This window comes from Streptomyces sp. SID1328, assembly GCF_009865595.1.
Lineage (GTDB): Bacteria > Actinomycetota > Actinomycetes > Streptomycetales > Streptomycetaceae > Streptomyces > Streptomyces griseoluteus.
Window position 1 is genome coordinate 1 of record NZ_WWKH01000873.1, and the last position, 25,977, is coordinate 25,977.

A 25,977-nucleotide genomic window follows, 5' to 3' on the forward strand; every position below is an offset into this window, starting at 1 on the left:
GTCCCACCGGATTCCGCACCGCCGCACGAGCGGCAGCCGGCCCCCCACCGGGCGGCACAGGACTCCCGACCGGGGCCACCGCGCCGGGGTGCGCCTCGGGCCCGGGCACGTACTGCATGGCCGGCGCACCCGTACCCGCCGAGAAGTTCACGCCCCGCTCGATGCGGTCGAGCCGGGCCATGACGGACCGCTCGTCGCCGTAAGCGGCGGGAAGCATCACGCGCGCGCAGATGAGTTCGAGCTGGAGACGGGGCGAGTTGGCGCCGCGCATCTCGGTGAGGCCCTCGTTGACGAGGTCGGCGGCGCGGCTCAGCTCGGCGGCACCGAAGATCTCGGCCTGGGCCTGCATGCGCTCGAGCACGTCGGCAGGGGCGTCGATGAGCCCCTTGTCGGCGGCGTCGGGCACGGCGGCCAGGATCACCAGGTCGCGCAGCCGCTCCAGCAGGTCGGCGACGAAGCGACGGGGGTCGTTGCCACCCTCGATGACATGGTCCACGACCTCGAAGGCCGCGGCCCCGTCCCCCGTGGCGAAGGCTTCGACGACGGAGTCGAGGAGGGACCCGTCGGTGTAACCGAGGAGGGAGGTGGCCATGGGGTAGGTCACACCGTCCGCACCGGCACCGGCGAGGAGCTGGTCCATGACGGACATGGAGTCACGTACGGACCCCTGGCCCGCGCGCACGACCAGCGGAAGCACACCCTCCGCGACCGGGATGTCCTCCTTCTGGCACACCTCGCCGAGGTACTCGCGCAGGGTGCCGGGCGGGACGAGCCGGAAGGGGTAGTGGTGCGTACGCGACCGGATGGTCCCGATGACCTTCTCGGGCTCGGTGGTGGCGAAGATGAACTTGAGGTGCTCCGGCGGCTCCTCGACGACCTTCAGCAGCGCGTTGAAGCCGGCCGACGTGACCATGTGGGCCTCGTCGATGATGTAGATCTTGTACCGGCTGCCGGCGGGCCCGAAGAACGCCTTCTCACGCAGCTCACGGGCGTCGTCCACACCACCGTGGGAGGCGGCGTCGATCTCGATGACGTCGATCGAACCGGGCCCGTTGCGCGCGAGGTCCCGGCAGGACTGGCACTCGCCGCAGGGGGTGGGGGTGGGACCCTGCTCACAGTTGAGACAACGGGCCAGGATGCGGGCACTGGTCGTCTTGCCGCAGCCGCGCGGCCCGCTGAACAGGTACGCGTGATTGACCCGGTTGTTCCGCAGCGCCTGCTGCAGCGGGTCGGTTACGTGCTCCTGCCCGATGACCTCGGCAAAGGTCTCCGGGCGGTAGCGGCGGTACAAGGCGAGAGACGACACGCATACGAGGTTATAGGCGCCCACCGACATCCGGACTCGACGCGGACTCCGCCGCAGGTCAGCGGCTTGGGCATCTCCTGGACGCCCGTACACCCGGCCGGGTCACCCGAACCGGCCGCGATCCCTCTGCCCCCGGAAACACAAGGGCCCCCCACGCACCCGCCAGAGCCAACCTACCCTTGCTGCCTTCCGGCCCTGGGGGAGTTCAGTCAGATAGCGCCGCGTGAGGGGCTGCGCAAAGAGTACCTGATCCGGGGGCGGGGGGACGAGTTCGCGACCACTCCTTCCGGTCATGTAATGTCTCCCTCGGAGGATTCGCCTAGAGGCCTAGGGCGCACGCTTGGAAAGCGTGTTGGGGGCAACCCCTCACGAGTTCGAATCTCGTATCCTCCGCCAGTGCCTCACCGGGCACGAAGTCGAAGGGCCCCCTGGAAACAGGGGGCCCTTCGACGTTGTCCTCAGACCTCGTTGTCCTGGTTTTTGTCCACAGCGGGTGTTCCCGGCGGGCCCCAGATGGCTTCGGCAATCTTCCGGGCCACGTCCTTGAGCATGGCGTCCGGCACGTGGAGGTACCGCGCCCGCATGCTCGCGGACGTGCCCGGCTCCCACCCCATGATCTGATCGATGACGCGGGCCGGGACTCCGAGCAGCATGAGCACGGTGGCGGCTGTGTGCCGAGCATCGTGCAGCCGCCCGTTGCGAACCCCGGCGTCTTCCAGCAGCCGCTTCCAGTCGTGGTAGTCCGTGTTCGGGCTCAGCGGGCCGCCGAGCGGCTTGGTGAACACGTAGTCCGACTCGGTCCACAGGTTGCCGGCCGTCTTGCGCTCGCATTCTTGCGTCTCGCGGTGGGCACGGAGCATGGCAACCAGCGGGCCCGGTAGGGGCACGGCGCGGCGGCCGGCTCGGGACTTGGTGTTCTTGGTCTCGCGCCGGATCTGCACCTTGCCGGGGCAGTACCCCGCCTTCCGGCCGCACGGCGAGGCTTCCGGGCATCCGTGCTCATACCGGGGGCGCAGGCGGTTCCGGCGGAGCTTCAGGTACTCGTTGTCCAGGTCGACGTCAGACCAGCGCAGTCCGAGCGTCTCGCCCTGCCGCAGTCCGAGCGCCAGTGCCAGCATCCAGCGGGCACTGTTCCGGCGCTTGTTGGCTTCGAGTAACAAGCACTGAACCTCTTCGACGGAGTAGGGCTCAACCTCTGATTCGTCCTCTTCCATCCGTGGCGGCTTCGCCAGCGCAGCGGCGTTCTTCGCCGCGTAGCCGCGCCGTACCGCCTCCCCCAGCGCGGTCCGGGCGGTGCGGTGGGCCTGGTGAGCCGTACCGGCCCTGCGCTGCCCGTTCGCCTGCATGCGTCGATACAGGCTCTCCAGGTGTTCAGGCTGCAAGCGGTCAAGGCGGTGCCTGCCGACCCCGGGCACGAGGTGGACGCGAACGGCTACCTCGTAGCCGTCGTATGTGTTCTCGCTAACGGTCGGCTTGGCAATGTTCTCGACCCAGTGTTGAAGCCACTTCGCGACCGTCCACGCCTTGCCCGGCTGTTGCGCGGAACCCCCGTCGCGCTGCTTCTCCAGCTTCTTGACCTCTTCAACCAGGTCTTCACGCGTCTTGCGCGTCAGGTGTCGCCGGTAAGGCTCCCCGTTGTCCTTGTATCCCATCGGGACGCGGGCGTGCCAACGGCCGTCCGCTCCAAAGTAGATCGCGGATTCGCCGTTGGCGCGGCGGGTGCCCTTCTTCTTCTCTGCCACAGGCAGACTCCTGTTTTCGAGTGGCGGGATGGAGACCGGGGCGGAGGCCCTGTCTGGAGGGCCTCCGCCCCGGCGTCGTCATGCGGCGCGTTGGGTGGTGCGGAGACGGGTGACGTAGGCGGCCGGCGCGTCGGCGGGGACGCGACGGAGTCCGCCGATGGTCAAGGACTCCAGTTCTCCGGTGCGGATGAGGGCGAAGCAGGTGGTGCGGCCGATACGGAGGCAGCGGGCAGCCTCTTCGACGGTCAGCAGGACGGGGGCCGGGTCGGCGGCCTCAGCGAGCGGTGCGGTGTCCACGGCGGCAATGCTCATGGAACGGTCTCCTCTGGGGACTTTCCGTCAGGGGAAGGTGGCGGTGTCTGGATCGGGAGTTCGCGTGTGTCCGAGGTGGGGATTTCTGCGTCACCCGCGTCACCTGCGTCATTCGCAGCTCTGATCTGCGGTTTTCGGGTGACGCAGGATTCTGAGGGTGTGTCATCGGTGACGCAGGCGTGCATCACCGGGTGACGCGGGTGACGCGGGGTGACGCAGGATTCGGGCGTCTGCGTCACCGCTCTTTCGGCAGGCCAGGCGCCGTTTTCGGGGTGTGGGTGACGCAGGTGACGCAGCGTCTTCCTACTTCGGACAGAGAGGGGGTGGTGTCTGTTGTGGTGCGCGGCTCAGAGCGTGAAGAAGGGGCCGCTTCGCGGCGCGACCGTCGCAGGGCGGCGCTGCCGCCGAACAGCAAGAGGAGCACGCGGGGCGGGTGCTCCTCTTGCTTGTGCGGTTGGTCGCGGCGCCCGAGCGGTCAGAAGGCTGCTTCCTGCTCGTGCGGGGGCGGTGCGGCGCCCGCTCGCGCGATCTCGATGTAACGGGATGCGTTGGTGCGTCCCCAGTCGATGAGGACGCCCCGTGCGGCGAGGGTGGGTTGTAGGCGCTTGAGGCGGTCTGAGAGGACTTTGCCGGTGGTCGGCCACCCTTTAGGCAGGGGCCGGAAGTCCTCCCCCGCGTAGAGGCCCGTGAGGCAGTGCAGCCATTCCGCGGACGTCATTCGCTGCTCGGTCCCCTGGTCGATGCCGGCGGCGTGCTTGAGTACGGTCTGCGCCAGCAAGTCGCCTTCAATGACGTCGTCGTTGAGGTCGTCCAGGCTGGCCCGGTAGGCGGCGAGAGCTCCCAGACCGGTGGCCGCGTCGAGCTGCGCACACAGATGCGCGAAGTCGGCCATGCGCAGGTCGGTCGGGATGTCCGCCTCAGCCGCCCGCACCTGCACGGTGAGGTCCAGGAGCGAGCCGAGGATGACGGGCAGCACTTCTGCGAAGTCCGACCACAGTTCGGCTTCGGTGCGCCGGACACGGGGCCGTTCCAGGCGCAGGGGCAGGAGCCGTTCGGCAAGGTCGGGCCGGATCACGCCCACGTCGATGCCGGTCAGCAGCAGCGGGCGGCGGTAGCCGACGCGGAACACGTCCCCATCGGTGAACAGGGCCCGCTTCACGTTCTCAGCCCCGGTCACGATGCAGCACATCGCGTCGGACAGCTCCGGCGTCATGTGGGACAGATTGTCCAGCGCGGTGACCCACCCAGCCGCCACCGCTGTGATCAGGTTCTCCTCATCCTTCGGGGCCCGGCGCAGATCACCGGTCATGCCCTCGATGATCCGCACAAGCATCCGGCCCCCGGTGGACTTCCCCGCGCCCTGCGGGCCAGTGAGGAAAGGGGCCGGGACGGGCACAGTCGGACCGAGACAGCCGATGAGCCACGCAATGGCCAGGCACTCGGTCTCTGCGGTGGCGAAGTTGCACAGCCGCATCAGCAGATCGATTCCCTTGCCATCGGTGTCCTTCACCGGCAAGGGCAGCTCGCCCGTGAGCTGGGTGCGCCGCCAGCAAACTTCCTGCGGGTCCGGGATCCGGATGTCCCACCCGGTGGGGTGGATACGCACGGACTGCCCATCGGCACGGCCCAGGTCCAGCCACGTCGCCCCATCAAATCCGGGGGCCACACGGATATGGACGGGCTGCACGCCCTCGGTCAGCGCCAACGCCTCGATCAAGTCGAGCGCCTCTTTCATGGCCGTGCCGTTGAACACTCCACGCCCGTCACGGAACAGACCGACCATGAGTTCCTGCCGGTGGCTGCCCGTGGTGCCCTGCGAGCGCATCGGCCGGGCCACGGGATGGCCGTTCTTCTGCGCATACACCGTGCCGTCGGCGGTGCGGAAGTACCGGAAGTGCGCCTGTGCGTAGTCGGTGATGACCTCGCGGGCCGGGTTCTTCTCGTCCTCAGACATGGTCACAGTCCCAACGTGGTCAGGGCATTGGTCCACGCGTCCGCGCAGTGCCGGGCGCTCTCGCCCTTGGCCTGCGCTGCGGTGAACAGGCGCGCAGTGTGCGTCTCGGTGAGGCAGCCGCACCGGCCATGCGTGGACAGCACCGCGAGGAACGTCCGGTACACGGTTGCGTGCACCGCGCTGCGGGCCTCGGTGATGCGCTGCTCCGCCATGGCGATGCCACGGTCCAGGTAGGCGGGCGTACGGTGCGGGCACTCTCCCCGCCCCCTCCTCAGGGGGGCTGTGAGCGCCTGTGGCGCCCTGTGGACCGTGGGCGGCTCCGTTACCGCGAGGACGCGCGCCGCGTCAGGGAGGGCGACTGTGGAGCCGGTGCCGGGACCGAGCCAACGGGCGTAAGCCATCGTGGACTTGATGTCAACGCCGGGCCGGACGGCGTTCACGGACCGCATGGTGCCCTGATAGATCCAGTGCTCCCCCCGCGTCGTCGGCACGGTGCGGGTGGCGGGCAGGCACTCACGGGCCCAGGCCACGGCCGCCGCGTCGTCCAGGTCGACCACAGTCAAGCCAGCGCCACCGGGGTGGTAGGCAACGGCGGCGGCCCGATGCCACGCGGCCACCCACGTCGGGGAGGTGAGGACGTGCGGGTCGGTGGTGGCGGCGGCCCACGCGTGACACGGCCTCGGGCACTGGCAGGGACCGGGAGTCTTCATGTTCGGCCGGCCGCCGCACGCGTTGGCCGTACAGGCGGGGCAGTTGCCGAAGGGCACCTTGCCCGCCCGCAGGGGCAGGGGCGGGATGCCGCGTCCGGCCAGCATCAGCGCGGTGTCCAGCAGACACGGCCGTCGGCCGGGCACTCGCCGGATGAGAGTGGGCTGGGTCATGCTGCGCTCCGGTCGGTGAGCATGGTCTGCCGATGGACGGGGATGGCGCTGATGACGCGCTCGCGCCACTTGAGGGCGTAGTCAATGCAGTTGGCGCAGTTCTTGTGGGTGTGGCCGGGCAACGGGGGCCGCTTGCGGGCGTGGTAGCTCCAGGCCGCGGAGTCCGCGGAGGCAAGCAGGTGTCCGACGCGTTCCAGACCGAGGATTTTGAATCCGAAACCGTGCAGGCGGTAGCCGCGGGCGGCCATCGCGGTGACGATCGCCGCCCCTTGCTTGGTGGACTGCAGCCTGCACACGGAGCCCAATCCGACGGTGGGTTCGCGGCGCAGGTCGACGCCGTAGCTCTCGTAAAGGTCCGCGCACGCGTGGTACTCCGCCACGGTGCGGCCCTGAAGGGTGGGAATGATCCGCAGCGTCGGGGCGAGGGAGCGCAGGTCCAGGAAGTTGTGCACGGTGCGCCGTTGGTGCTCCGGCACGCTCAACTTGGTTCCGACGAACGTGAGGGGCCCCGCCTCGCCGCCGTGGATGATGAGGTCCTCACACATCCAGTCCTGACCAGCGGCCCAGTCGTAGGGGCCGACGTGCTCCCAGATGCGGCGCAGGTCGTCTACGTACTGGTGCGGGGTGCGTGTCCATCGGCCGTGACGCTGGAGCTCCGAGAAGCCGCCGGAGTCGACCGCGTACCGGCCGTGTGCCGGGTGCAGCTTGACCGCGGAGGCGAAGTGCTCGGATTTCAGGAACAGCGGCACGTCGGTGAGCTTGACCCAGTGCCGTTTATGAGTGGTCAGGTAGAACCGCATCCCGCCCGCGGCGGGAGCTCCCGCCTGTAAGGCTCGCGGAGCGATGGTGGGTTGCGTCATGCTGGGGTATCTCCAGTTCCTTGATGGGTTCTGGCTGGCAAGGGCGGCCCCGCGGCTTTGGCGAGACGGTGGGGGCCGCCCTTGGCGTAGCTAGCCGTGGAAGTGGTTGCGCTTGAACACCGCGCGGCGGATGTTCACCGTGGTACCGGCTTTGTGATGGCCCTTGGCGGTGAGCACGTGGAGGGCGATGAACCCGCCGAACAGGACCGCCGCCAGGGTGATGAGCTGAGTGATCAGGGCGGTCAGGGCGGTGATGAAGGTGGTGAGCAGCAACAGTCCGCCGCACGCGGCGAGGAACCCGACGCCCCCGAGCGCGACGTTCGCCGCCGCCCGCGACACCGCCGGCTTGGCGGTGACCGGCTCGGAGTGGGCGGGGTTGATGGCGTAGCCAGTGACGACCCGGCCGTCCGGGAGGACCACGCTCGCCATCGTCGGGATGGTGGCCGGCTGCACCGGGACGACCGGCGCCGGAACGGTTACGGCGGGGGTGAGCGGGGTGGGTTGGTGGACCTCAACGGCCCACTGTGCGGGCAGGCGCCGGCTGTTCTGGGGGTACATACGGAATCCCTTCCGGTGCTCGATCAGGGAGGCGGAACCACCCCCTGTCGGGGTGGTGGTGGAGGGGGTTTCAGCCGTGCTGACCTGCGGGCCTCCCTGCCTCCCTGAACGATCATTCGTGCAGGTCAGGGCGAGGGAGGCGGGTCAGGGAGGTGGTCAGGGAGTTCTCCCTGCCTCCCTGACCCGTGCGGGTTCGGCTCCCTGCCGTCAGGCGCCCGAAGCGGAATCCTCGTTGTCGCGGCGGGCGAGAGCGCGGGTGATCTGGTCGCGGCCCACGACCATGCGGCCGTCGGACTTGTACGGCTCGGCTCCGGTGCCGTCCAGGACGCGGGTGAGGTCGCCGGGCGACCAGTCCCCGTACGCGTCCCCGTCCAGCGCGGACAGCCGCTTGAGCACGTCCTGCGTCCGCAGCCGGGGCGCGTCCCCGATGACGGCGGCAATGTCCGCGAGCGGGTCACGCTCCTCGCTCCGCTCCACCACGTGCAGGGTGGTGACGCCGTTGCGCAGGGCCTTGGCGCGGTCGGTGATGGCCACGGCGTCTTCGTCACCGATGAAGTGCGTTCGCACGGTGATGGACGACTGGCCCTTGGGGATGGCGATGCCGTCAGAGGCGACCACCAAGGTTCCCTTGTCCAACCCCTGACGCAGCAGGTGCGGGGCGGCGCCGCCGTTGACCGCCTTCTCTCCGAGCGCCATGACTGCCTGCGACTCGGTGCCCAGCGCGAGCGAGGCCCGCGTGTGCGCACCCTCCCGGACCAGCTTGGGCAGGTTCTGGTCGGTGGGGTCCTGCGTGCCCTCGTACATGAGCACATCGACCACGCGGCCCTGGTTGTGGACCTTGCGCACGGCCATGAAGTACCGGGAGGTGGCCTTGGACCCGCCGTAGGGCCGCTTGTCCGCGTCCATGGCCGGGCACATGAACGCCACCTGTGCTTCGTCCACGATGCCGATCAGCGGGTCGAACACCACGGCGGGGTCCGTCTGACGGGCCTCGATCCGCCGGTTCATCTCCTCGACCAGGCTCTCGACCATCTCGGTCGCCTCGATCACGTGTTCATCGGTCGGTCCCTGGATGAGCACCGTGGCCAGACCGTCGAACATAGCCCAGTCGCCTGCACCCTTGAGGTCAGCGATCCGGAACTCCACCCGCTTGTCCAGCGACGCCCACAGAGCCAACGACCGCAGTGCGGCGGTCTTGCCCTGGTTCGACAGACCGGTGATCAGCAGGTGCCGCTGATACAGGCTCAAGCTCGCCGCGTCGCCCCGGAGATCCTGGCCCCACGGGGCCTTCCCCTTGGCGTAGTCGGCGGTCAGCGTGTCGTCAGTGACCAGTGGGGACGGTCCGATCGGCTCGTCCAGCGCACCGGAGTCGGCCACCCATAGCCGCACGGTGCGGGCCGCTTGCGGGATGGTGATGAACACCTCGTGCTCGTGCCTGCTGAGGTTCTCCGCGAGCTTGCGGCGCTTGCTCTGCACCTCGTTCGTGGACACCCCGGACGGGAGGGTTACGTCGACCTCGACCCCGCATCCGGCGATCACGATGGGGGACAGCATCGACGCGCCGGCGTCGCCCATGTCCTTGATGGCGTTGCGCAGGGCGGGGACGCCGAGGTCGCGCAGGGCCTTGACCACGATGGACGGGGTGATGGGCTCGCCCTCACCGTTACGGACCCGGTCCGGGAGCGCCCACTGCGGGGCGGCCTGCTGCTTGCTACCCACCGCCCACAGCGCCAACAGCGCCAGGAACGGCGCCAGCGAGACGGCCGGCCCCCACACCACCTGGACGATGGTGACCATCAGGTTGATGAACTTGATGACCGCCATCAGCGGGGTGACGACCTCGGTCACGTCCTTCGTCGCCACCGCCATGGCGACACCGATCAGGACCAGACCGCCGATGCCCATGCCAGTGGTGACGGCGGCACCCTTGGCCGCGTCCAACGGGGAGTGCAGGAGGTCCATGCGGCGGCGGTGGCGGGCGTCGCGGAAGCGCTGCCCGCGCTCCTCCCACTCGGCCGCCGCCTCGAAGTTCCCCGCGGCTTCAGCGGTGCGCATATAGCGCTCGTAGCGGGCGGCTGTCCGCCCGTCCCACGCCCGCTTGACCACGATCCGGGCACCGCCGGCGACGTACAGGCCGTGCCGGGCCACCGCGCGGGCGGTCGTCCGGGTCGTGTCGTGCGTGGCCACGGTGCGGATGGCGCGGCCGGACCGCAGCCACAGCGGGACGGGCTGGGCCGGGACCGTGTCGGGGACCACGGTGAGCGTGGTCACGGGGGCCGGGTCGGCGGGCGGTTCGGGGTTTTTGTGCAGAGAGACGACGTTCTCAGTCATGACGGAACGACTCCTGACACCCCATCCGGGGCGGGAAGTTGGGGGGTGGGGTCAGAACCAGCCGGTGGACTTCTTCGCGGCCTTGACCTTGGCGTTCTCGCGGACGATCTGCGCACGCTCCAACTGCATGGCGCTGATCTCCGCGATGAGGCGGGTCTCCGCGCTCTGCCAGGCGGTGTCGAGCCGCTGCTCAGCACGGCTCGTGCTGCGGCCACGGGTCACGCGGTAGGAACCGGAGACGGCGGCACCGAGAACGGCGCGGCGCTCGCGGCCGTCGAGCGGCCACATCTCGCGGTTGCGGACCGCTTCGAGCTTGTGGGTCGCCGTCTGGATCTCCCGATCCAGGCGGCGGGTGTCGGGCTTGCCCATCACGCACTCCTTGCAGTGGTGGAAGGGGAGTTGCAGGGCACGCAGGTGCCGAGCGAAGAGGGGATGACGTAGCCCGCGTCCGTCCGGCAGCGCGGGCAGATCCGGCGGGCGCGGTTGGCCTTGGCCAGCGCCGCCCGCCGGCCCGGCGTCATGGGCCGCACGGGCTTGGCGAGGTCGACGCGGTAGAGGTAGGCGACCAGGGGGCCGCGTCGGCGGCGGGGTCGTTCGAGCTGGGCGGCCACGTCCTGACCGCCGGGCCGAAGCCCGGCGGCACGGAGCTGACGGCGGGTGGCGTAGCCGTCCGGGGCGAGCCGCCACCGGTAGACCGGCAGCGCGGCCATCAGACGACGCGCTTCCACGCGGCCCGCAGGCGGACCTCGGACGCGGCGTGACCGGTCGCACGGAACCGGGCGGCCATCTCGCGGTAGGACAGGGCGGGGTCCTGGCTGTGCCGGATCTGGTCGACCACCGCGTCCAGCGCGTCATCACTGAGCGCCGGCGGCGACTCCAGCGCCGGCACCGGCTCGGACGGCCCCCACACGGGCAAGTCCCAGCGGGCCGTGACGCCGGGCGTGACGGGCCGCGTCACGCTGGTCAGCGCCCGCCCGGTGTCCTCCCCGTCCCGCGCGTCTTCGAGCGTCGACCAGGCCCGCGAGAGGGTCTGTGCAGTCTTGGCCTGGACCCGTGCGACGCGGGCACCGGCCTCCGTCACGGCCGTCAGCCGCGTCTCCTCCGTGGACGCTTCCGCACGCAGCCGGGCGCGGGCCACGGCCGCCTCGTCGCGGGCCTCCTGCCGGATACCCCGGATCGCCCCCAGCGCGGCCGGCGTCAATGCGGTGCGCTCCCACAGCCCGTGCACCAGCCACAGGGCCTTGGCGGCGATGGGCAGCCAGGCCACGGCCAGCCAGGCACCGGGGGAGCTCCCGGCGGTGAGGGCGTGGGCGATGAGGACGCCGGCGGCCAGCAGCCCGAAGCACCAGCCGACCACGGTCACGGGTGTGCTGTGGTCGCCCTGCGCGGCGAGACGGCGCTCATATGCGAGGGTGGCCAGCCAGCCGCCGTCGATCCCGAGACCGACGACCAGCGCGACCGGCCACGGCACCGCCCGGCCCAGCCACATCATGACCACCGCGAGGGTGAGCACCATGGAGACCGCCGTCATGGCGACGGCGGGAAGAACGGTCTTGGCCCTCATGCCGCACCCCCCGTCTGGCCCGTGCCGGCCGCGCTGTTGAGGAGGGCGACGCGGGCGGCGAGCGCCTTACGGCGGGCGCGGCGGATGCGGCGGGTGTCCAGCTCGGTGGGCGTGCGGTCGATGGTGGCGATGTGCGCGTCCAGCAGGTCAACGTCCGCCCGGATGACGGGCATCTCCCGCTCGATCGCGTCCAGCTCCGCGCTGGTCGGCTCCATGAAGTCCTCGAACGCCGTAACAGCGTCCTGAACAGTAACGATGTGGCTCATTGGGTCTGGTTCCTTCCAGAGAGGAACGGCCCGAACAGCGGCCCCGGTGCTCGAACACCGGGGCCGCGCGCCGTTGAAGTCGGTAGATCCGGCTCCCCTCAGCGCTGCTCGTGCGAGACGAGCAGCGGAGGCAACCGGCGCGGCGTACGCCGCGACGTTGAAGCGCAGCCAGTCGCCGCGCGATCCGTCTTTTCGACTCGGGGAGACGGGGCCCGCCTGTGCAGTTTTCAAACAACGACCGCTTGTGGTGAGCGTGGTAACCCCAGGTCAGGGGCTCCCGTCTTCACGGGGCTCACGCAGCGCTTGCAGTGCAGGTGGAGACAGCTCACGGGAATTGCACCGCCTGCTCAACTTGTTGGTACAAGCTGATGCAGTGATGTTGCACCCACGGACAGTGAGTCGTCAAGAGATTGGGGCCCACATGTACCAACAAGTTGGTCGAGTGCGCGATGATGGCCGCATGAGCAAGCAGCCGAAGTACCGACAGGTGGCCGACGCCCTACGCCGCGAGATCGTGAACGGGGCGTTCGATCATGACCGCCGGTTGCCCTCCGAGAGCGAGCTGTCGGCCCGCTTCGACGCGTCCCGCAACACCGTTCGGTCGGGACTCGCCCTGCTGGTCAGCGAGGGGTTGATCACGTCCAGCCAGGGACTGGGCTATGAGGTTCGATCGCATGAGGTGTTTCAGCTCAACGCCTCGCGCTTTGAGAACCTGACGTTCCCCCAGAACGGGGACGCCTACAACACCGACGTGACGAACGCAGGGCGCCAGCCGCATCAGACGTTCCGAGTCGAGATGCTGCCTGCTCCGGCCGAAGTCGCAGAGCGGCTGAAGGTCGATGAGGGGAGCAAGGCTGTCTTGCGGTTCTGTCACCGGTACGTGGATGACGTGCCGTGGTCCACTCAGGCGACCTACTACCCGGCCTGGCTGATCGAACAGCGCCCGCGCCTGGCTGAGCCTGGGGACATCGAAGAGGGCACCACCAGGTATCTCGCTGCTAGTGGCATCGAGCAGATCGGCTACTTCGACGAGATCGCAACGCGAATGCCGACGCCGGATGAGGCGCGGCTTCTTGAAATTGGCGCTGGTGTACCCGTGCTGCTGTGGACGCGCACGGGCTACTCAGAAGATCGTCCCATCCGGTGCACCGTCACTACGTTCCGGGGCGACCTGAACAGGATGAACTACGAGATCGGCGACATTGCCGCCCGAAGCGAGAACACGTGATCATCACTCCCGCAGAGCCGCGTGACGTGTCCAAGCTGCTGACCTTCCGCGAGGAAGCAGCAGCTTGGCTGCGCGGCCTTGGTTCCGACCAGTGGAGCCGTCCCTACCCGGCTGACAAGCTGCTTGCCACCATTGAAGCGGGCACGGTGTTCATGCTTCGTGACGGGCATACGACCGCCGGCACCATCACGCTCACCCCGGACGCCGAGGAAGGGCTGTGGACTGACGATGAGCTTGCCGAACCGTCGATGTTCGTAAACAAGCTCACGGTCGCCCGCGAATACGCCGGGCAGAACCTCGGAGGCCGACTTCTCGACTGGGCTGGCGACCGCGCGCACCGTGCAGGCGCTCGGTGGCTGCGGCTGGACGCATGGACGACGAACGAGGGACTTCAGCGGTATTACCTCGCGCTAGGCTTCACGCACGTTCGCACCGTCCACGAGGGCAGTGCGGTTAATGGAGGTCCGCGTGTGTCCGGATGGCTTGCGCAGCGAGCGGCGAAGTTGACGGATCACGGATTCACGGACCGAACGGCGGCGCCCGTCGGGCTTTGACCCATCGCCTGAGGCGGTGTCCACCCTCTGTGGCTAAGGCGGTCGGCTCCACGGCTGTAGGCAGCCACTTTGGGGCGAGCCTCTAAGATCATGGCCCCAACGTCGTGCTGCACGGGCAGGTCCACTGACTGCCCGACTCGCCATGAGCTTACGGGGCCATGATCACTCGCCCCAAAGCAGCTCCAGCCCAAAGCCGTTCCGCCTCATACTTCTGCGGCTACTGGATTGAGCCTCTCGGAACCACCCATTCCATCGACTGCCCTGTAAGCTCCGCGATGCGGTCGAAGTCCGAGTCGAAGTGAAGCAGAGTAAGTTGATACCGAAAAGCGACGGCCGAAATAATCAGATCTGGAATCTGTGGGCCGCGATGAATTGACTTCGCTGCCAACGAGCGCTGAACGTCGAGCGCTTGGCTCCAGTCTTCTTCATTTGTGTCGAGATAGGTGAAGATTGCGGCGCGCGTGGCTCTCAGCTTTTCGTACTCTGTAGGATTCCGCGCCGAATAGAGAGCCTCTAGGTCGAGGGCTGCGCAGGTGGCGACGAGCCCGGCCGAGATAAGCGGGCCCAATCGCTTTTGGACGGAATCGTACTTCATGCGATTCATGGCGCTGCTGTCGACCAGATACTGTGGGCTCACGTCCATGCTTCGGAGCTTAGCCTCTCAAGTTCGTCCGGATCACGTTCGCTCATCATGTCGATGAATTCCTGCACAAGTTTCTGCCGCACCACTTCCTTAAGTGCGGCATTCACCGTGTCGCGGTTGCTAGATGTCCCGAGAAGGCGTTGCGCTTCGGCCAAACTCGGTTCATCGACGTTTTCGACTGTTCGACCCACGTCGTGTCCCCTTCTTTTTCCGAGGCGTTCCTGGGCTAGAATTAGGCGGCTGTTTGCTTTCTTCAGCGCACGCGGAGCACATTGCACCCAGGATGAAGAAATTATTGATTCGAATCAGCATGGGTTCAAGTGGGGGCGCGAACTTGCGACAGCGATCACAAGTGTACTCCTCCTGGTACGAAAGGATAGCTTCACCATTTCGTACGGTCTCCTGGTAGTAGGCGAAGCATTCATTGCACTTCCAGGTTCCATCCCCAGTTACCATGTTCCAGGTCTGAGCAAGGTCTGCTGCTAGATGCCCACATGCGGGAGCATCCTTAAGGCGAGCGCCAATGAAGTCTTTGGCCCAATCCCCGAACTTGGCGTTCTCGATCGGGATTCTTTTGTCTTCCGGGGTTGCCTCAGCTTTGAGTCGCGCCTGTTTCGTTGCGCTATGAAGCTGCTGCTCTAGCGTCTGCTCAGCTCTTGCTTTGTAGTGCTGATCGAGGAGGGGCGAAATGTTTTCATCTAAAGCAGCACAGTTATTCCGGTGAGGAATTCTGCTGTGATTTAGAGGAATGTTCGTGGTATTACTGAAAGTCAGTGAGCCTACTGTTGCCCCGCAATCGGAACAGCTACCCGTGAAGGTGGCTTGCCGGCGGACCCTGAGTGCGTATTCGACGAGTGGTGGTGCGTCGGGTGGAATCGCAGGCACGATGAAAAGAGCGTCTCCGATGGCCCAAGCTTCATCATGTCCGGATTCCGAAACTGAAACGAGCCGAGGCTCTTTCCCTTGTGAGTAAACGCCAGCCAGAGCCGCCTTGCTCTCGGCTTCCCCCATGACCACCTCCGTGCAGCCTGCCGTGCAGCCATGCTGCCACGGGTCCGCCCGTTGCGTCTCTAGCGTGACTCGACTCGCGCGCAGTGACAACCGACCGCTGAGTGCTCTGGGCCGTCTCTGGGCCGTCCGAGGTCGACCAACGCTGACGGTCGACACCCGCGGGTGATCGCCCCCACCCCGCGGTGGCCTGGGCTGCACGAGTTGATCTGCGACACTTGTACAGCCATGCCTAAGCCCGTTCTTTTAGAATGATCAGCATGGACATGCGCAGGATCGTGGCAGTGCTGGCCGAGGAAGCTGAGCAGCAGATCCAAGACCAGGTCTGGAAACTGGAGCCGAGCGACCGCGCACTCGCCCTTAAGACCGCAGCCGGCCTGCGCGACGCTGTCGGCCCGCCGAACGTCCAAGAGGACTTGCCGCAGATCAAGCGGCTCGAACACCTGCGGGAATCCCTCGCCGTCCTGGCCATCTCTCTCTCGCGTACTCACGGCCGTCTGGCCTGGTTTCTCTCTGGCGCTCTCGATGCGCTTGAGCGGGTCCTGCGCTGGCGCGCCATGCCAGCCGACCGTGGCGGCAGCTTCGGCACTGTCCTGCCCAGCCCTGAGGAATATAAGGAGGCGGAGGATGCCGTCCGCCGACTCGAGGAAGCCCTTGCCGTGATCACCGCCGAGACGGTTGACCTCGGCACCGTTCGACCAGACCAGCAAGCAAACGGGGGCTGAGTTCGTCGGTGTCGTTCCCGGACCTGATCTCGTTGTCCTGGTCGTTGTCCAGTTCGCCTACGTACGCCGCTGTCCACCGACGTACGCGCCCACTCCCTGACCTGCTGCTCGACCGTCCTTGAACGGCCCCGTACTCCTACGCGCACAGTTGGAAAGCGTGTTGGGGGCAACCCCTCACGAGTTCGAATCTCGTATCCTCCGCCAGTGCCTCACCGGGCACGAAGTCGAAGGGCCCCGCTGCTTGCAGCGGGGCCCTTCGACGTTGTCCGTCTCAGTTTCGGTCAGCTCACCGGAGCGATCTCGTCGACCAGGCCGCGGATGCGCTTCTCGATCTCGTCGCGGATCGGGCGAACGGCGTCGACACCCTGCCCGGCCGGGTCGGGGAGCTCCCAGTCGAGGTAGCGCTTCCCCGGGAAGACGGGGCAGGTGTCACCGCAGCCCATCGTGATCACGACGTCGGACGCCTGGACCGCCTCCACCGTGAGCACCTTGGGCACCTCGGCGGTGATGTCGATGCCCGCCTCCGCCATGGCCTCGACGACGGCCGGGTTGACGGTGTCGGCGGGCGCGGAGCCCGCGGAGCGCACCTGTACGCGGTCGCCCGCGAAGTGAGTGAGGAAGGCGGCTGCCATCTGCGAGCGTCCGGCGTTGTGGACGCACACGAACAGGACGGACGGGACGGCGGTGTCAGACATGGGCTGGATCTTCCTGAGGTGCGGGGACAGCGGCGGGGGCGGTGAAGTAGCGGCGCGCGTACAAGGCGACGTACACGAGGCCGATCAGCGCGGGCACCTCGATGAGGGGGCCGACGACGCCCGCGAGGGCCTGGCCGGAGGTGGCGCCGAAAGTGGCGATGGCGACGGCGATGGCCAGCTCGAAGTTGTTGCCCGCAGCGGTGAACGCCAGCGTCGTGGTCCGCGGGTAGTCGAGGCCGACCGCGCGGCCCAGGGCCATGGACCCGGCCCACATGACGGCGAAGTAGACCAGCAGCGGCAGGGCGATGCGGGCGACGTCCAGCGGCTGTGCGGTGATCGCGTCACCTTGCAGGGCGAAGAGGATGACGATCGTGAACAGCAGCCCGTACAGGGCGAAGGGGCCGATGCGCGGGATGAGTTTGGTCTCGTACCAGGCGCGGCCCTTGGTCTTCTCGCCGAGGCGGCGGGTGAGGTAGCCGGCCACGACCGGTATGCCGAGGAAGATGAGCACGCTGCGGGCGATCTCCCACACCGACACGTGCAGCCCGGTCTGCTCCAGGCCGAGCCAGCCGGGCAGGACGGAGAGATAGAACCAGCCCAGCGCCGAGAATGCGATCACCTGGAAGACGGAGTTCAGGGCGACCAGGACGGCGGCGGCTTCCCGGTGGCCGCAGGCGAGGTCGTTCCAGATGATGACCATGGCGATGCAGCGGGCCAGGCCCACGATGATCAGGCCGGTGCGGTAGGCGGGCAGGTCCGGCAGGAACAGCCAGGCCAGGGCGAACATGAGCGCCGGGCCGACCACCCAGTTCAGCAGCAGGGACGGCAGCAGCAGGCGGCGGTCGCGGGTGACGGTGTCGAGCCGGTCGTAACGGACCTTGGCCAGCACCGGGTACATCATCACCAGCAGGCCCAGGGCGATCGGCAGGGACACCCCCGTCACGGTCACCTTGGCCAGTGCGTCACCCAGGCCGGGGACCAGGCGGCCCAGTCCGAGTCCTACGGCCATGGCCGCGAGAATCCAGACGGCCAGGTAGCGGTCGACGAAGGACAGGCGTCCGGCCACGTCGCCTTCGGGTGCGGCAGTGCTCACGAGGCAGCTCCCGCCGGGGCGGTGCGCTCAGGCAGCGGCTCACCCGCAGGACGCGTGAGGATGCCGGCGAGACGGTCGGTCATCTCCGGAACGAGCCAGTAGTAGACCCAGGTGCCGCGCCGCTCGCAGTCGATCAGGCCTGCCTGCCGCAGCAGCTTCAGGTGGTGCGAGATCGTCGGCTGGGACAGCTCGAACGCCGGGGTCAGGTCACAGACGCACACCTCACCGCCCGCCCGGGAGGCGATCATCGACAGCAGGCGCAGCCGTACCGGATCGCCCAGCGCCTTGAACACCTTCGCCAGCTCCACGGCCTGGTCCTCGTCCAGGGGAGCGGTCAGCAGCCCAGGGCAGCACGCTCCGGCGTCATCGCTCTGGCCGAGCACCACCAGCTCTTGATTCGACATGCCTCTATGTTGACAGTCTTCGATCCAGCGCACAACGTTGCATCGACAGACGTCAATGCAACCTGATGGGAGCCACACCGATCGCGCGCAGCGAGTCGAAGGCCCCACCATTCGTGGTGGGGCCCTTCGACGTGTGCGCGCTTCAGTGGCTATCCATGAGGGGGAGCAAACACGGCGGCTCAGAGGGCTGCGGCCGAGAGGGAGATCACCACCGCCCTCCCTCGCTTTCCATCAGCGTCCGTACCCCCGCCACGATCCCGTCCACCACCTCCCGTGGCGGGACCTCCGGGTCCGTCGGTGCCGGATGGGTCGTGCGGGCCCGCACCGGGAGTTCCAGTTGGACTCCGCCATCCCTGGTCTGGTTCACCGGGTTGTCCGGGTGGAGGCCCCGTAGGGGGTGGGGGATGCCGGACAGGGTGGTGACCGGGGTGAAGGGCGAGCCGGCCAGGGCGGTCGCCAGGACACGGGCCGCTGGGCGGTTTGAGCCGCCTACGTAGATCGTCCGGGGGGCGGAGCGGCGGTTGTGGCCGTGGAGGGAGATCGTCAGGGTCGCGTGGGTGAGGAAGGCGGTCAGAGGGGTGCAGGGGGACATGCGGATGGAGGGGATGTGCTGCGGGGGGCCCGTCGGCTGGGTGAAGGTCAGGAGGGTGGTTCCGGTGCGGGCCGCCACCTCCCTCGCCAGTTCCGCCGTGCCGCCCTCCACCGCGCCGTGCAGGGCCAGCAGGCCGATGGGACCGTCCAGGTGCAGCGTGGTCTCGAAGTCCACGCCCTCGATCGTCACTCGCTCCGTGTGCATCGCCCCTCAGCGTGTCACCCGTACCTCGCGGGACACCGTCACCTGGTCCAAGTCGGAGACGCGGACCGTCACCTTCATGGTCCAGGTGCCGGGGATCGGGAGGTTGAAGGAGTTCGTGGCCCAGTAGCCGCCCCGGTCGGTGATACCCGTGTCGAGGGGCCCCAGGCGCTGGGCCGGGAGGGTCATGGTGATGCGGAGTTCGGGGACGGCGGCCAGGGCTCCGTTCGCCCCGTAGACCACTGCCTGGACGGAGTTCGGGCCCACTCGGCCGGGGTCGAAGGTGATCTGGACCTTGCCGCGGCCGTTCTCGCCCACCGTGAACGGGACCGTCGTGACCGAGGCCGCCGGGATGCCCGTGTCCGCGGTGGCCGCCTCCTCGGCCGCGCGGCCCGGAAGCGTGCTGGTCAGGAGGGTCGTCAGGACCAGGACGACCACGCCCACGGCCGCCTCCGCCAGCACTGAGCGGCGCAGGTGGCGCACCGGGAGGTCCGGTTCGGGGGCGGGAGCCTCCGGCGGGAGCGCGGGGCCGCCTGCCGGCACCGGCACCGGCACCGACACCGGCACCTCCGCCGTCTTCGGCAACCGTCCCGTCCACCTCCGCGACCACGCCGCCGCCCCCAGCAGCACCCCCACCGCCACCAGCTTCGCCAGCAGCACCCGCCCGTACGTCGTGTCCGTCAGCGCCTGCCAGGTGCCGAGGCCGCGCCAGGACTGGTAGACGCCGGTCACGACCAGGACGATCACCGAGGTCAGGGCGAGGCGGGAGAAGCGGGTCACCACCTGCGGGGCGACGGCCGAGGCTCGCAGGGTGAGGAGCAGCGCCGCCAGGCCGCCCAGCCACGACGCCGTCGCCAGGAGGTGGAGGGTGGTGGAGGCGATGGCGAGGGGGACCTGGATGCCGGCCGAGGCGTGTTCGGCGGCCGACCAGGTCAGGGCGAGGGCCACGGCCAGGGCCGCACCCGCCGTCAGGGCGGCCGGACGGGGCACGGCCCGGCGGCGCAGGACCAGCGCGCCGACCGCCGCCACGAGCAGCAACGCCAGCCGGGCGAGCAGGAGTTCACCGGGCCGTGTGGTCAGCGTGCGGCCGAGAGACGTGAACGTCGGGGCGGTGCCCTCCTCGTACGGCCCCCGCAGCAGGAGCAGGGCCAGTGTGGAGATGAGCAGAGTGGCGGTGCCGACGACGAACAGCGGTCTCAACGGCACCCGTTGAGGCGGGCGGCAGTACGCGACGAACACAGCCGCGCCCAGCACCGGCGCCACCGCGAGATACGCCAGGTAGCGGGCGATGTTGTACAGGCTGGTGGTCGTACCGTTCTCCACCGCGCCGGGAGCCGTCGCCGTCGTCGCCGTCCGCTCGCCCACCGAGAAGGTGAGCGCGCCGGAGACGGGGTGACTGTCGGCGGAGACCACGCGCCACGCCACCACGTACGTACCCTTCGCCATCCGCGCCGGCAGCGGGACGCGGACCGTGTCCGCCCGGCCGGGGGCGTGGTCGGCCTGGCCGGTGCTCAGGCGGTGGTTCTCGGGGTCGTAGACGCGGAACGAGTCGGTGAGCAGGCCGACCGACTCGGTGTACGTCAGGGTCAGCGTGCGCGGGGCACGCTGAAGGATCGTTCCGTCTTCGGGGTCGGTCGCGCGCAGGGCAGCGTGCGCGGAGGCGGGGGACGCGGTGCCGAGGACGAGCAGGAGGAGGCTCGCGGCCGCCAGCAGCACGCGCCTCAGCGTTCTTTCACGGTCGCGCACGTCGTCCCGCCTCCGTCTTCGACCCCGCCCTGTCCCCCGCCTGTACGGATGCCGGCGGCGGGGCGCTCAAACCGTACCGGTGGCCTCCGTGAAGGCGGTCTCGCGGGTGAGGAAGGCGAGACGGGCGCGCTTCTCCGGCAGGTACACGTCCGGCAGGTCGATCTCGGGGAGGACGACCTCGGGGCCGGTGGTGAAGCCCTGGCGTTCGAAGCGGGTGATGGCCTTGGTGTTGCGGACGTCCGGGTCGACCACGACGCGGGTGCGGTCCAGTACGCGCAGGACGTAGTCCGCGACCACGGTCAGCAGGGCCGAGGTCCAGCCGGGGCGGTGGGTGCCGGGGGCGGCGGGGGCGACGAGGAGGTGGACGCCTATGTCTCCGGGGCGGACCTCGTAGCACTCGCTCACGCGGTCGGCGGCGGGGTCGTAGGTCTGGAGAAGGGCCACGGGCTCGCCGTCCTTGGTGACGAGGTGGGCGTGGTGGGTGTCGAGGGTGGCCATGTGGGCGTAGATCTCCGCCACTTGGGCCTCGGTGAGGTTCGTCATTCCCCAGAAGGCGGCTCTTTCCTGACTGACCCAGGGGTGGATCACCCGGGCGTCCGTCCCGGGGTCCAGGGGGCGGATGGCCACGGTGCCGTAGTCGGGGATGTGCTGTTCGTGGTGGGCGGTCTCAGTCACGGGCTTCCTCGGGGATGTCGGTGTGTTCGAGGGTGAGTCGGGTCCAGTCGGTGACGACCTGGGCGAGATCTCCTCGCAGCCACAAGGGGAGTTGGTCACGGTGGTGGGGGCTGCCGGGTACGCCGTCCGCGCCGAAGGGGACGATCCAGCGGCTGTTGTCGCGGTCGTCGAGGTCCCAGACGTAGCGGGCGGCGGGGCCTCGGGCCGCCAGGTCGGTGATGCCGGGGACCGCGGTGGTGCAGTTGACGCAGTCGTGGTCGCCGGCCAGGCCAGGTTCTGTGTACGGGGGCTCGGGGAGAGCGCGCCAGGGGGCCACTCGGTGGGTGCCGGACCAGGGGGTGGTGGGCGGCGCTTCCGCGATCTCCTCCAGGGCTGCGCGTACGGTCTCGCCGCGGTCTATGCCGTACAACTCCTCTGCCTTCAGGAGGTGTTCGAGGGCGAAGCCGATGCGGGCCGTGAGGGACATCCAGGGGAGGAGGACCTCCGGGTAGGCCGGGGGTTCCGTGAGGGCCGCGAATGCCGGGTGGGCGGCGAGGCGGCGGACCACGGCTGTGCGGAGGGCCGCGTATACGGCCGCTTCGGTGCTGTCGGCGTCCATGTGGCGGTTCCAGGACAGCAGGCGGTCGCGCAGGCGGGTGGCTTCCGGGGTGAGGGGGGTCAGGGTCATGAGGTGGGTCAGGAGGGGGGCGGCCGAGGCCAGGTGGGTGTCGGTGTGGATGGCGGGGAGGTCGGTGGCGGACCAGGTGGGGCGTTGTCCGAGGAGGGTGCGGATGCGGGTGGCCCGGTGGGGTGGGGCGAACTCGATGCCGAGGGGGGTGGCGGGGCCGCGCTGGTTCGCCATCACGGCTATGCCGTTGTCCAGCGTGGCGTAGGGGGGCGTGTGCCAGCCCTGCCATTCGTGGCCCTTTTCCCAGGCGGGGACCACGCGGAGGCTGTTGGTACGGGAGCGTACGGGGACCCGGCCGGCGACTCTGTGGAGTACGGCGCCCGTGGTGTCGGCGGCCTGTACGACGTTGACGGGCTCGGTCCAGGCGTCCAGGGCCCTGTCCACGTCGGTGACCGTGCGGGCTCTGAGCAGGGGGAGGAGGGCACTGAAGCCGAGGTCTTCCGTCACGCGGGGCGGGTGACGGAGGGCGATGGCCGTGGAGGGAACTTCACCTGTACGCCCTGCGGGCACCCGCGTTCCTTCCAGCCCGCCGAGCCCCTCCGGGCCCCCCGCGACCACCGGCCCCCGCTCCGTCTCGATGACCTCGACCTCCACCGCCCCCTCGCCCGCGACCTCGACCACCTCCACGCGACGGACGGCCCGCTGCCAGACCCCCTCTGGGGAGAGTGCCTCCACCCCCGCCCCCGTGCGGCGGAGGCGTTCTCGGTAGAGGTCCTGGTAGTCGGCCATGGCGTTGGTGATGGACCAGGCCACGGGGCCGGTGTGGGCGAAGTGGGCTGTGCCGGGGACGCCGGGGACGGCGAGGCCGACGACGTCGAACTCGGGGCAGGACAGACGGATCTGCTGGTAGACGCCGGGCTCCTCCAGGAAGCGGTGGGGGTCGCCGGCGAGGAGGGGGAGGCCGGTGGTGGTGCGGGCGCCGGAGAGGAGCCAGCCGTTGCTGCCCGCGGTGCCGGGGCCGTCGGTGGCGAAGAGACCGACCGCTTCGGGACCGAGGTGCCGTATCGCCTCCTCGCGCCACAGCTTGGCCGGGAACCCGGCGAACAGGATGTGCGTGCCCAGCCAGACGCCGAGCGGGGACCACGGCTCCCAGCGGCCGGGCGCCAGGCCCACCCGCGTGAACTCCGGGGTGCGCGCGGCTCCTTCGGCGAGGCCGGCGTTGACGCCGTCGACATAGGCACGGACCCAGTCCGCCGTCTCCGGGTCCCGTCTCTCCAGCGCGGCGAAGCACCGTCTCGCGGTGTCGTCGAGGCGGGCCCGGCGGGCGAAGACGTCCCAGGAGAGCGCGGAGGCACCGAGGAAGGACGCGGAGGTGCCCTGCGCGCGGTGCCGTTCGACCTCCAGTTGCCAGGCGCGGTCGACCGCGGTCACCCGGCCCTGGGCACGGGCGAGTTCGCGGGCACTGGTGGCGCGCAGATGGGGGATGCCCCAGGCGTCGCGGTAGGTCTCGGTGGTCACCCTGCAGCACCCTTTCCCTTTAGGTTAGCCTTGCCTAACTTCACAGCCAGGTGGAGGAATCGTACGCGAGGGGCGGGGACACGATGGGTCAGGGCCGGGGCTGGGAGGGCGCGGTACTCAGACTGCTGCGGGCGAAGGACTTCACGCTCACGGTGACCGGCGCCGAGGACGTCACCCCGCACTACCGTCGGCTGCGGATGACCGACGGCGGACTGCTCGCGGCGACCGGCGTGCACCCCACGATGTGGGTCCGCCTGTGGTTCTCCGACGACGGCCGCCCCCACCAGCGCGCGTACACCCTGGTCGACCCCGACCCCGCGACCGGCACCTTCGCCCTGGAGTTCGCCCTGCACGAGGGGTGCGCCTCGGACTGGGCCCGCGCGGCCAAGGAGGGCGACACCGTCGAGGCGACCGTCCAGGGCACCGGCTTCCAGCGCCCCGAACCCGACCCCTCGCACGTCCTGGTGATCGGCGACACCGCCTCACTGCCCGCGATCAACTCCCTCTTCGGGGAGCTGGGTTCGGCCCCGGCGACCGTCTGGTTCGAGGGCACCCTCGACGGGCTCCCCTCCGGCGCCGACCCCGAGCGGCACGAGATCCGCGAGGTACCGCGCCGGAGGGCCGGAAAGCACCTGGTCGAGCGGGTCCGCGCCGAGCTGCCCGGGATCCTGTCCGGCACCGAGCACCCGTACGTGTGGATCGCCTGCGACACCGCGACCACCCGCGCCCTCGGCTCGTACGTCCGCAAGGAACTCGGCGTGCCCGGGCAGCGCGTTCACGCGCTGGGGTACTGGCGGGCGGACTGACCCCGCGCGCGGGATCATGGCCGCATGGACGTCACCCTGCACCTCGCCCAGGACCCCGACGCCGACGCGCTGCTCGGCCGCAGCCCGCTCGCCGCGCTCACCGGGATGCTGCTGGACCAGCAGATCCCGATGGAGTGGGCGTTCAAGGGCCCGGAGACGATCGCGCGCCGCATGGGCGCCGACGACCTGGACGCGCACGACATCGCCGCCCGCGACCCCGAGGAGTTCGCCGCGCTGCTCTCCGAGAAGCCGGCCGTGCACCGCTATCCGGGGTCGATGGCCAAGCGGGTGCAGACGCTGTGCCAGTACCTGGTCGAGCACTACGACGGTGACGCCGAGGCGGTGTGGCGGGACGCCGGCAGCGGGACCGAACTGCTGAAGCGCCTGGAGGCGTTGCCGGGGTTCGGCAAGCAGAAGGCGCAGATCTTCCTCGCCCTGCTCGGCAAGCAGCTCGGGGTGACGCCCAAGGGGTGGCGAGAGGCGGCCGGGGCGTACGGCGAGACGAAGTCGTACCGCTCCGTCGCCGACATCACCGGGCCAAAGTCGCTGGCCAAGGTGCGGGCGCACAAACAGGAGATGAAGGCGGCGGCCAAGGCGGCGAAGGCGGCCAGGACGAAGGAGTAGCACCCGTCGGGCACCCCCCGAGTGGCGGAATGTCCCCGTTCGGTCCAAGCATGGAATATGACCGAGCCTCCCATCGGCGGCCCCACGCAGGGCGGCCCGTACGAACCGAACGCCGGCGCGGGCCAGGCCCAGCCCGGTACCGCCTCCGGCCCCGACGCGGTCCGGATGGACAAGGACCGTGAGCGCGCGGAGCGGGAGCGCCACGACCAGGAGGAGCCGTTCGAGGGGCCGCTGCACATGCTGTCCCAGGCGGCCTGGCAGGTCGTGCTGCTCACCGGCATCGCCTCGCTGATCCTCGGCATCCTGGTGCTGATCTGGCCGGGCGCCACCCTGGTCGCGGTCGGCGTGCTGTTCGGCCTCTACCTGCTGGTCAGCGGCGTCTTCCAGCTGATCTCCGCCTTCGGCACGCACAAGAAGACCTCGCTGCGGGTGCTGGCCTTCCTCAGCGGCGGTCTGTCGATCCTGCTGGGTCTGCTCTGCTTCAGAGGGCCGATGCAGTCGATTCTGCTGCTGGCGCTGTGGATCGGCATCGGCTGGCTGATCCGGGGCGTCACCCAGACCATGGCCGCCATCTCCGACAAGGGGATGCCCGCACGCGGCTGGCACATCTTCCTCGGCATCGTCACCTTCATCGCCGGCATCGTGCTGATCGACTCCCCCTTCCAGTCGATCGCCGTGCTGACCCTGGTCGGTGGCTGGTGGCTGATCGTGGTCGGCATCGTCGAGATCATCACCTCCATCCGGATCAAGGGCCGCGCCAAGGACATCCCGCAGACGGTCTGAACCCCCGGCTCCCGCTCCCTACCGGTCGTCAACCTCCCGCCGCCGTCGTACGCCGTGCGGGCGGACTTGGGCGGCCGGAGGCGGAGCCGGGGGTTCCGGCGGGCAGAGGACCTGCGTGAGCACCGCGCGTCCTCGTGCCTCGCGCGCCCGGAGCTGGTTCCGGGCGCTCGTGCTGCTGCTCGCCCTGTCGGTGTCCGGCGGCCATGTGGCCCTCGCGCAGACCGGCCCGGTGCCGGGCATGGCCCAGGAGTGCGAGCACGACCTGCCCGCCACCCCGGCCCGCCCCGGCGCCCGCCCCCGG

28 protein-coding genes, 1 tRNA gene and 1 other RNA gene are annotated in these 25,977 nt (G+C 69.3%); 8 read left to right on the forward strand and 22 right to left on the reverse strand.

What is annotated here, in order from left to right:
• Both GT030_RS28080 and ffs read right to left on the reverse strand, forming a co-directional pair.
• The coding region (locus GT030_RS28080; RefSeq protein WP_161203480.1) for a DNA polymerase III subunit gamma and tau at positions 1-1,306 on the reverse strand (1,306 nt) is incomplete at its 3' end.
• A 139-nt stretch (positions 1,307-1,445) separates the two neighbouring features.
• Positions 1,446-1,542: signal recognition particle sRNA small type (gene ffs, locus GT030_RS28085), an RNA gene on the reverse strand.
• Positions 1,543-1,614: 72 nt separating this feature from the next.
• Here ffs and GT030_RS28090 point away from each other — a divergent pair.
• Positions 1,615-1,702 (forward strand) — tRNA-Ser (locus tag GT030_RS28090).
• Positions 1,703-1,764: 62 nt separating this feature from the next.
• Here GT030_RS28090 and GT030_RS28095 read toward each other — a convergent pair.
• The 11 genes from GT030_RS28095 to GT030_RS28145 form a co-directional block, all read right to left on the reverse strand.
• On the reverse strand, positions 1,765-3,048 hold the full coding sequence (locus tag GT030_RS28095) for a site-specific integrase (protein ID WP_161203481.1): 1,284 nt from the start codon (positions 3,046-3,048) through the stop codon (positions 1,765-1,767).
• Positions 3,049-3,126: 78 nt separating this feature from the next.
• A complete protein-coding gene (locus tag GT030_RS28100) occupies positions 3,127-3,360 on the reverse strand; it encodes a helix-turn-helix domain-containing protein (protein ID WP_161203482.1) in 234 nt (77 codons plus the stop codon).
• A 475-nt stretch (positions 3,361-3,835) separates the two neighbouring features.
• Positions 3,836-5,314, reverse strand: coding sequence for an ATP-binding protein (locus tag GT030_RS28105; RefSeq protein WP_161203483.1), 1,479 nt, complete (start codon positions 5,312-5,314; stop codon positions 3,836-3,838).
• Between the two features lie 2 nt (positions 5,315-5,316).
• Complete coding sequence (locus GT030_RS28110; protein WP_161203484.1) at positions 5,317-6,195, reverse strand: bifunctional DNA primase/polymerase; 879 nt, start codon at positions 6,193-6,195, stop codon at positions 5,317-5,319.
• On the reverse strand, positions 6,192-6,995 hold the full coding sequence (locus tag GT030_RS28115) for a hypothetical protein (protein ID WP_161203485.1): 804 nt from the start codon (positions 6,993-6,995) through the stop codon (positions 6,192-6,194). The genes GT030_RS28110 and GT030_RS28115 overlap by 4 nt, the downstream gene beginning before the upstream one ends.
• A 150-nt stretch (positions 6,996-7,145) precedes the next feature.
• Entirely contained in the window at positions 7,146-7,613 is a 468-nt protein-coding gene (locus GT030_RS28120) for a hypothetical protein (protein WP_161203486.1), read from the reverse strand.
• A gap of 207 nt (positions 7,614-7,820) precedes the next feature.
• Positions 7,821-9,944: an FtsK/SpoIIIE domain-containing protein gene (locus GT030_RS28125; protein ID WP_161203487.1), complete on the reverse strand. Its 2,124-nt coding sequence runs from the start codon at positions 9,942-9,944 to the stop codon at positions 7,821-7,823.
• Positions 9,945-9,995: 51 nt separating this feature from the next.
• Positions 9,996-10,313, reverse strand: a complete 318-nt coding sequence (locus GT030_RS28130) for a hypothetical protein (protein ID WP_161203488.1) — start codon at positions 10,311-10,313, stop codon at positions 9,996-9,998.
• Positions 10,313-10,654 (reverse strand): RRQRL motif-containing zinc-binding protein, encoded by a 342-nt coding sequence (locus GT030_RS28135; protein WP_161203489.1) that lies wholly within the window; start codon positions 10,652-10,654, stop codon positions 10,313-10,315. Before GT030_RS28135 ends, GT030_RS28130 begins: the two co-directional genes overlap by 1 nt.
• Positions 10,654-11,508, reverse strand: coding sequence for a protein spdB (locus tag GT030_RS28140; protein WP_161203490.1), 855 nt, complete (start codon positions 11,506-11,508; stop codon positions 10,654-10,656). The genes GT030_RS28135 and GT030_RS28140 overlap by 1 nt, the downstream gene beginning before the upstream one ends.
• On the reverse strand, positions 11,505-11,774 hold the full coding sequence (locus GT030_RS28145) for a DUF6284 family protein (protein WP_161203491.1): 270 nt from the start codon (positions 11,772-11,774) through the stop codon (positions 11,505-11,507). Before GT030_RS28145 ends, GT030_RS28140 begins: the two co-directional genes overlap by 4 nt.
• Positions 11,775-12,234: 460 nt before the next feature.
• On the opposite strand from GT030_RS28145, the gene GT030_RS28150 reads away from it, so the two are divergent.
• Positions 12,235-13,002, forward strand: coding sequence for a GntR family transcriptional regulator (locus GT030_RS28150; RefSeq protein WP_161203492.1), 768 nt, complete (start codon positions 12,235-12,237; stop codon positions 13,000-13,002).
• Positions 12,999-13,556 carry a GNAT family N-acetyltransferase gene (locus tag GT030_RS28155; protein ID WP_161203493.1) on the forward strand — a complete coding sequence of 186 codons (558 nt, stop codon included), beginning with the start codon at positions 12,999-13,001 and terminating at the stop codon, positions 13,554-13,556. Before GT030_RS28150 ends, GT030_RS28155 begins: the two co-directional genes overlap by 4 nt.
• 217 nt (positions 13,557-13,773) lie before the next feature.
• On the opposite strand, the gene GT030_RS28160 is transcribed toward GT030_RS28155, so the two are convergent.
• Both GT030_RS28160 and GT030_RS28165 read right to left on the reverse strand, forming a co-directional pair.
• Positions 13,774-14,199: a PIN domain nuclease gene (locus GT030_RS28160; RefSeq protein ID WP_161203494.1), complete on the reverse strand. Its 426-nt coding sequence runs from the start codon at positions 14,197-14,199 to the stop codon at positions 13,774-13,776.
• Entirely contained in the window at positions 14,190-14,390 is a 201-nt protein-coding gene (locus GT030_RS28165; RefSeq protein WP_161203495.1) for a type II toxin-antitoxin system VapB family antitoxin, read from the reverse strand. The genes GT030_RS28160 and GT030_RS28165 overlap by 10 nt, the downstream gene beginning before the upstream one ends.
• Before the next feature lie 1,077 nt (positions 14,391-15,467).
• On the opposite strand from GT030_RS28165, the gene GT030_RS28170 reads away from it, so the two are divergent.
• Positions 15,468-15,932, forward strand: a complete 465-nt coding sequence (locus GT030_RS28170; RefSeq protein WP_237522859.1) for a hypothetical protein — start codon at positions 15,468-15,470, stop codon at positions 15,930-15,932.
• 281 nt (positions 15,933-16,213) lie between these two features.
• Here GT030_RS28170 and GT030_RS28175 read toward each other — a convergent pair whose 3' ends face one another.
• From GT030_RS28175 to GT030_RS28205, 7 genes are all read right to left on the reverse strand, one after another.
• Positions 16,214-16,627, reverse strand: coding sequence for an arsenate reductase ArsC (locus GT030_RS28175; RefSeq protein ID WP_161203497.1), 414 nt, complete (start codon positions 16,625-16,627; stop codon positions 16,214-16,216).
• Positions 16,620-17,720 carry an ACR3 family arsenite efflux transporter gene (arsB, locus tag GT030_RS28180; RefSeq protein ID WP_346009760.1) on the reverse strand — a complete coding sequence of 367 codons (1,101 nt, stop codon included), beginning with the start codon at positions 17,718-17,720 and terminating at the stop codon, positions 16,620-16,622. Before arsB ends, GT030_RS28175 begins: the two co-directional genes overlap by 8 nt.
• Positions 17,717-18,124 carry a metalloregulator ArsR/SmtB family transcription factor gene (locus GT030_RS28185; RefSeq protein ID WP_161203498.1) on the reverse strand — a complete coding sequence of 136 codons (408 nt, stop codon included), beginning with the start codon at positions 18,122-18,124 and terminating at the stop codon, positions 17,717-17,719. Before GT030_RS28185 ends, arsB begins: the two co-directional genes overlap by 4 nt.
• Positions 18,125-18,329: 205 nt before the next feature.
• Positions 18,330-18,920 (reverse strand): poly-gamma-glutamate hydrolase family protein, encoded by a 591-nt coding sequence (locus GT030_RS28190; protein WP_161203499.1) that lies wholly within the window; start codon positions 18,918-18,920, stop codon positions 18,330-18,332.
• A 6-nt stretch (positions 18,921-18,926) separates the two neighbouring features.
• Entirely contained in the window at positions 18,927-20,630 is a 1,704-nt protein-coding gene (locus GT030_RS28195; RefSeq protein WP_161203507.1) for a copper resistance protein CopC, read from the reverse strand.
• A 99-nt stretch (positions 20,631-20,729) separates the two neighbouring features.
• A complete protein-coding gene (locus GT030_RS28200) occupies positions 20,730-21,338 on the reverse strand; it encodes a GNAT family N-acetyltransferase (RefSeq protein WP_161203500.1) in 609 nt (202 codons plus the stop codon).
• Positions 21,331-23,463 (reverse strand): penicillin acylase family protein, encoded by a 2,133-nt coding sequence (locus tag GT030_RS28205; RefSeq protein WP_161203501.1) that lies wholly within the window; start codon positions 23,461-23,463, stop codon positions 21,331-21,333. Before GT030_RS28205 ends, GT030_RS28200 begins: the two co-directional genes overlap by 8 nt.
• Before the next feature lie 83 nt (positions 23,464-23,546).
• On the opposite strand from GT030_RS28205, the gene GT030_RS28210 reads away from it, so the two are divergent.
• The 4 genes from GT030_RS28210 to GT030_RS28225 form a co-directional block, all read left to right on the forward strand.
• Entirely contained in the window at positions 23,547-24,269 is a 723-nt protein-coding gene (locus GT030_RS28210) for a siderophore-interacting protein (RefSeq protein WP_161203502.1), read from the forward strand.
• A 24-nt stretch (positions 24,270-24,293) separates the two neighbouring features.
• The gene (locus tag GT030_RS28215; RefSeq protein ID WP_161203503.1) at positions 24,294-24,893 is read left to right on the forward strand and encodes an HhH-GPD-type base excision DNA repair protein; all 600 of its coding nucleotides are present in this window, start codon (positions 24,294-24,296) and stop codon (positions 24,891-24,893) included.
• A 57-nt stretch (positions 24,894-24,950) separates the two neighbouring features.
• Positions 24,951-25,676 (forward strand): HdeD family acid-resistance protein, encoded by a 726-nt coding sequence (locus tag GT030_RS28220; protein WP_161203504.1) that lies wholly within the window; start codon positions 24,951-24,953, stop codon positions 25,674-25,676.
• A gap of 115 nt (positions 25,677-25,791) precedes the next feature.
• A partial coding sequence (locus GT030_RS28225; protein ID WP_161203505.1) for a hypothetical protein occupies positions 25,792-25,977 on the forward strand: 186 nt, incomplete at its 3' end.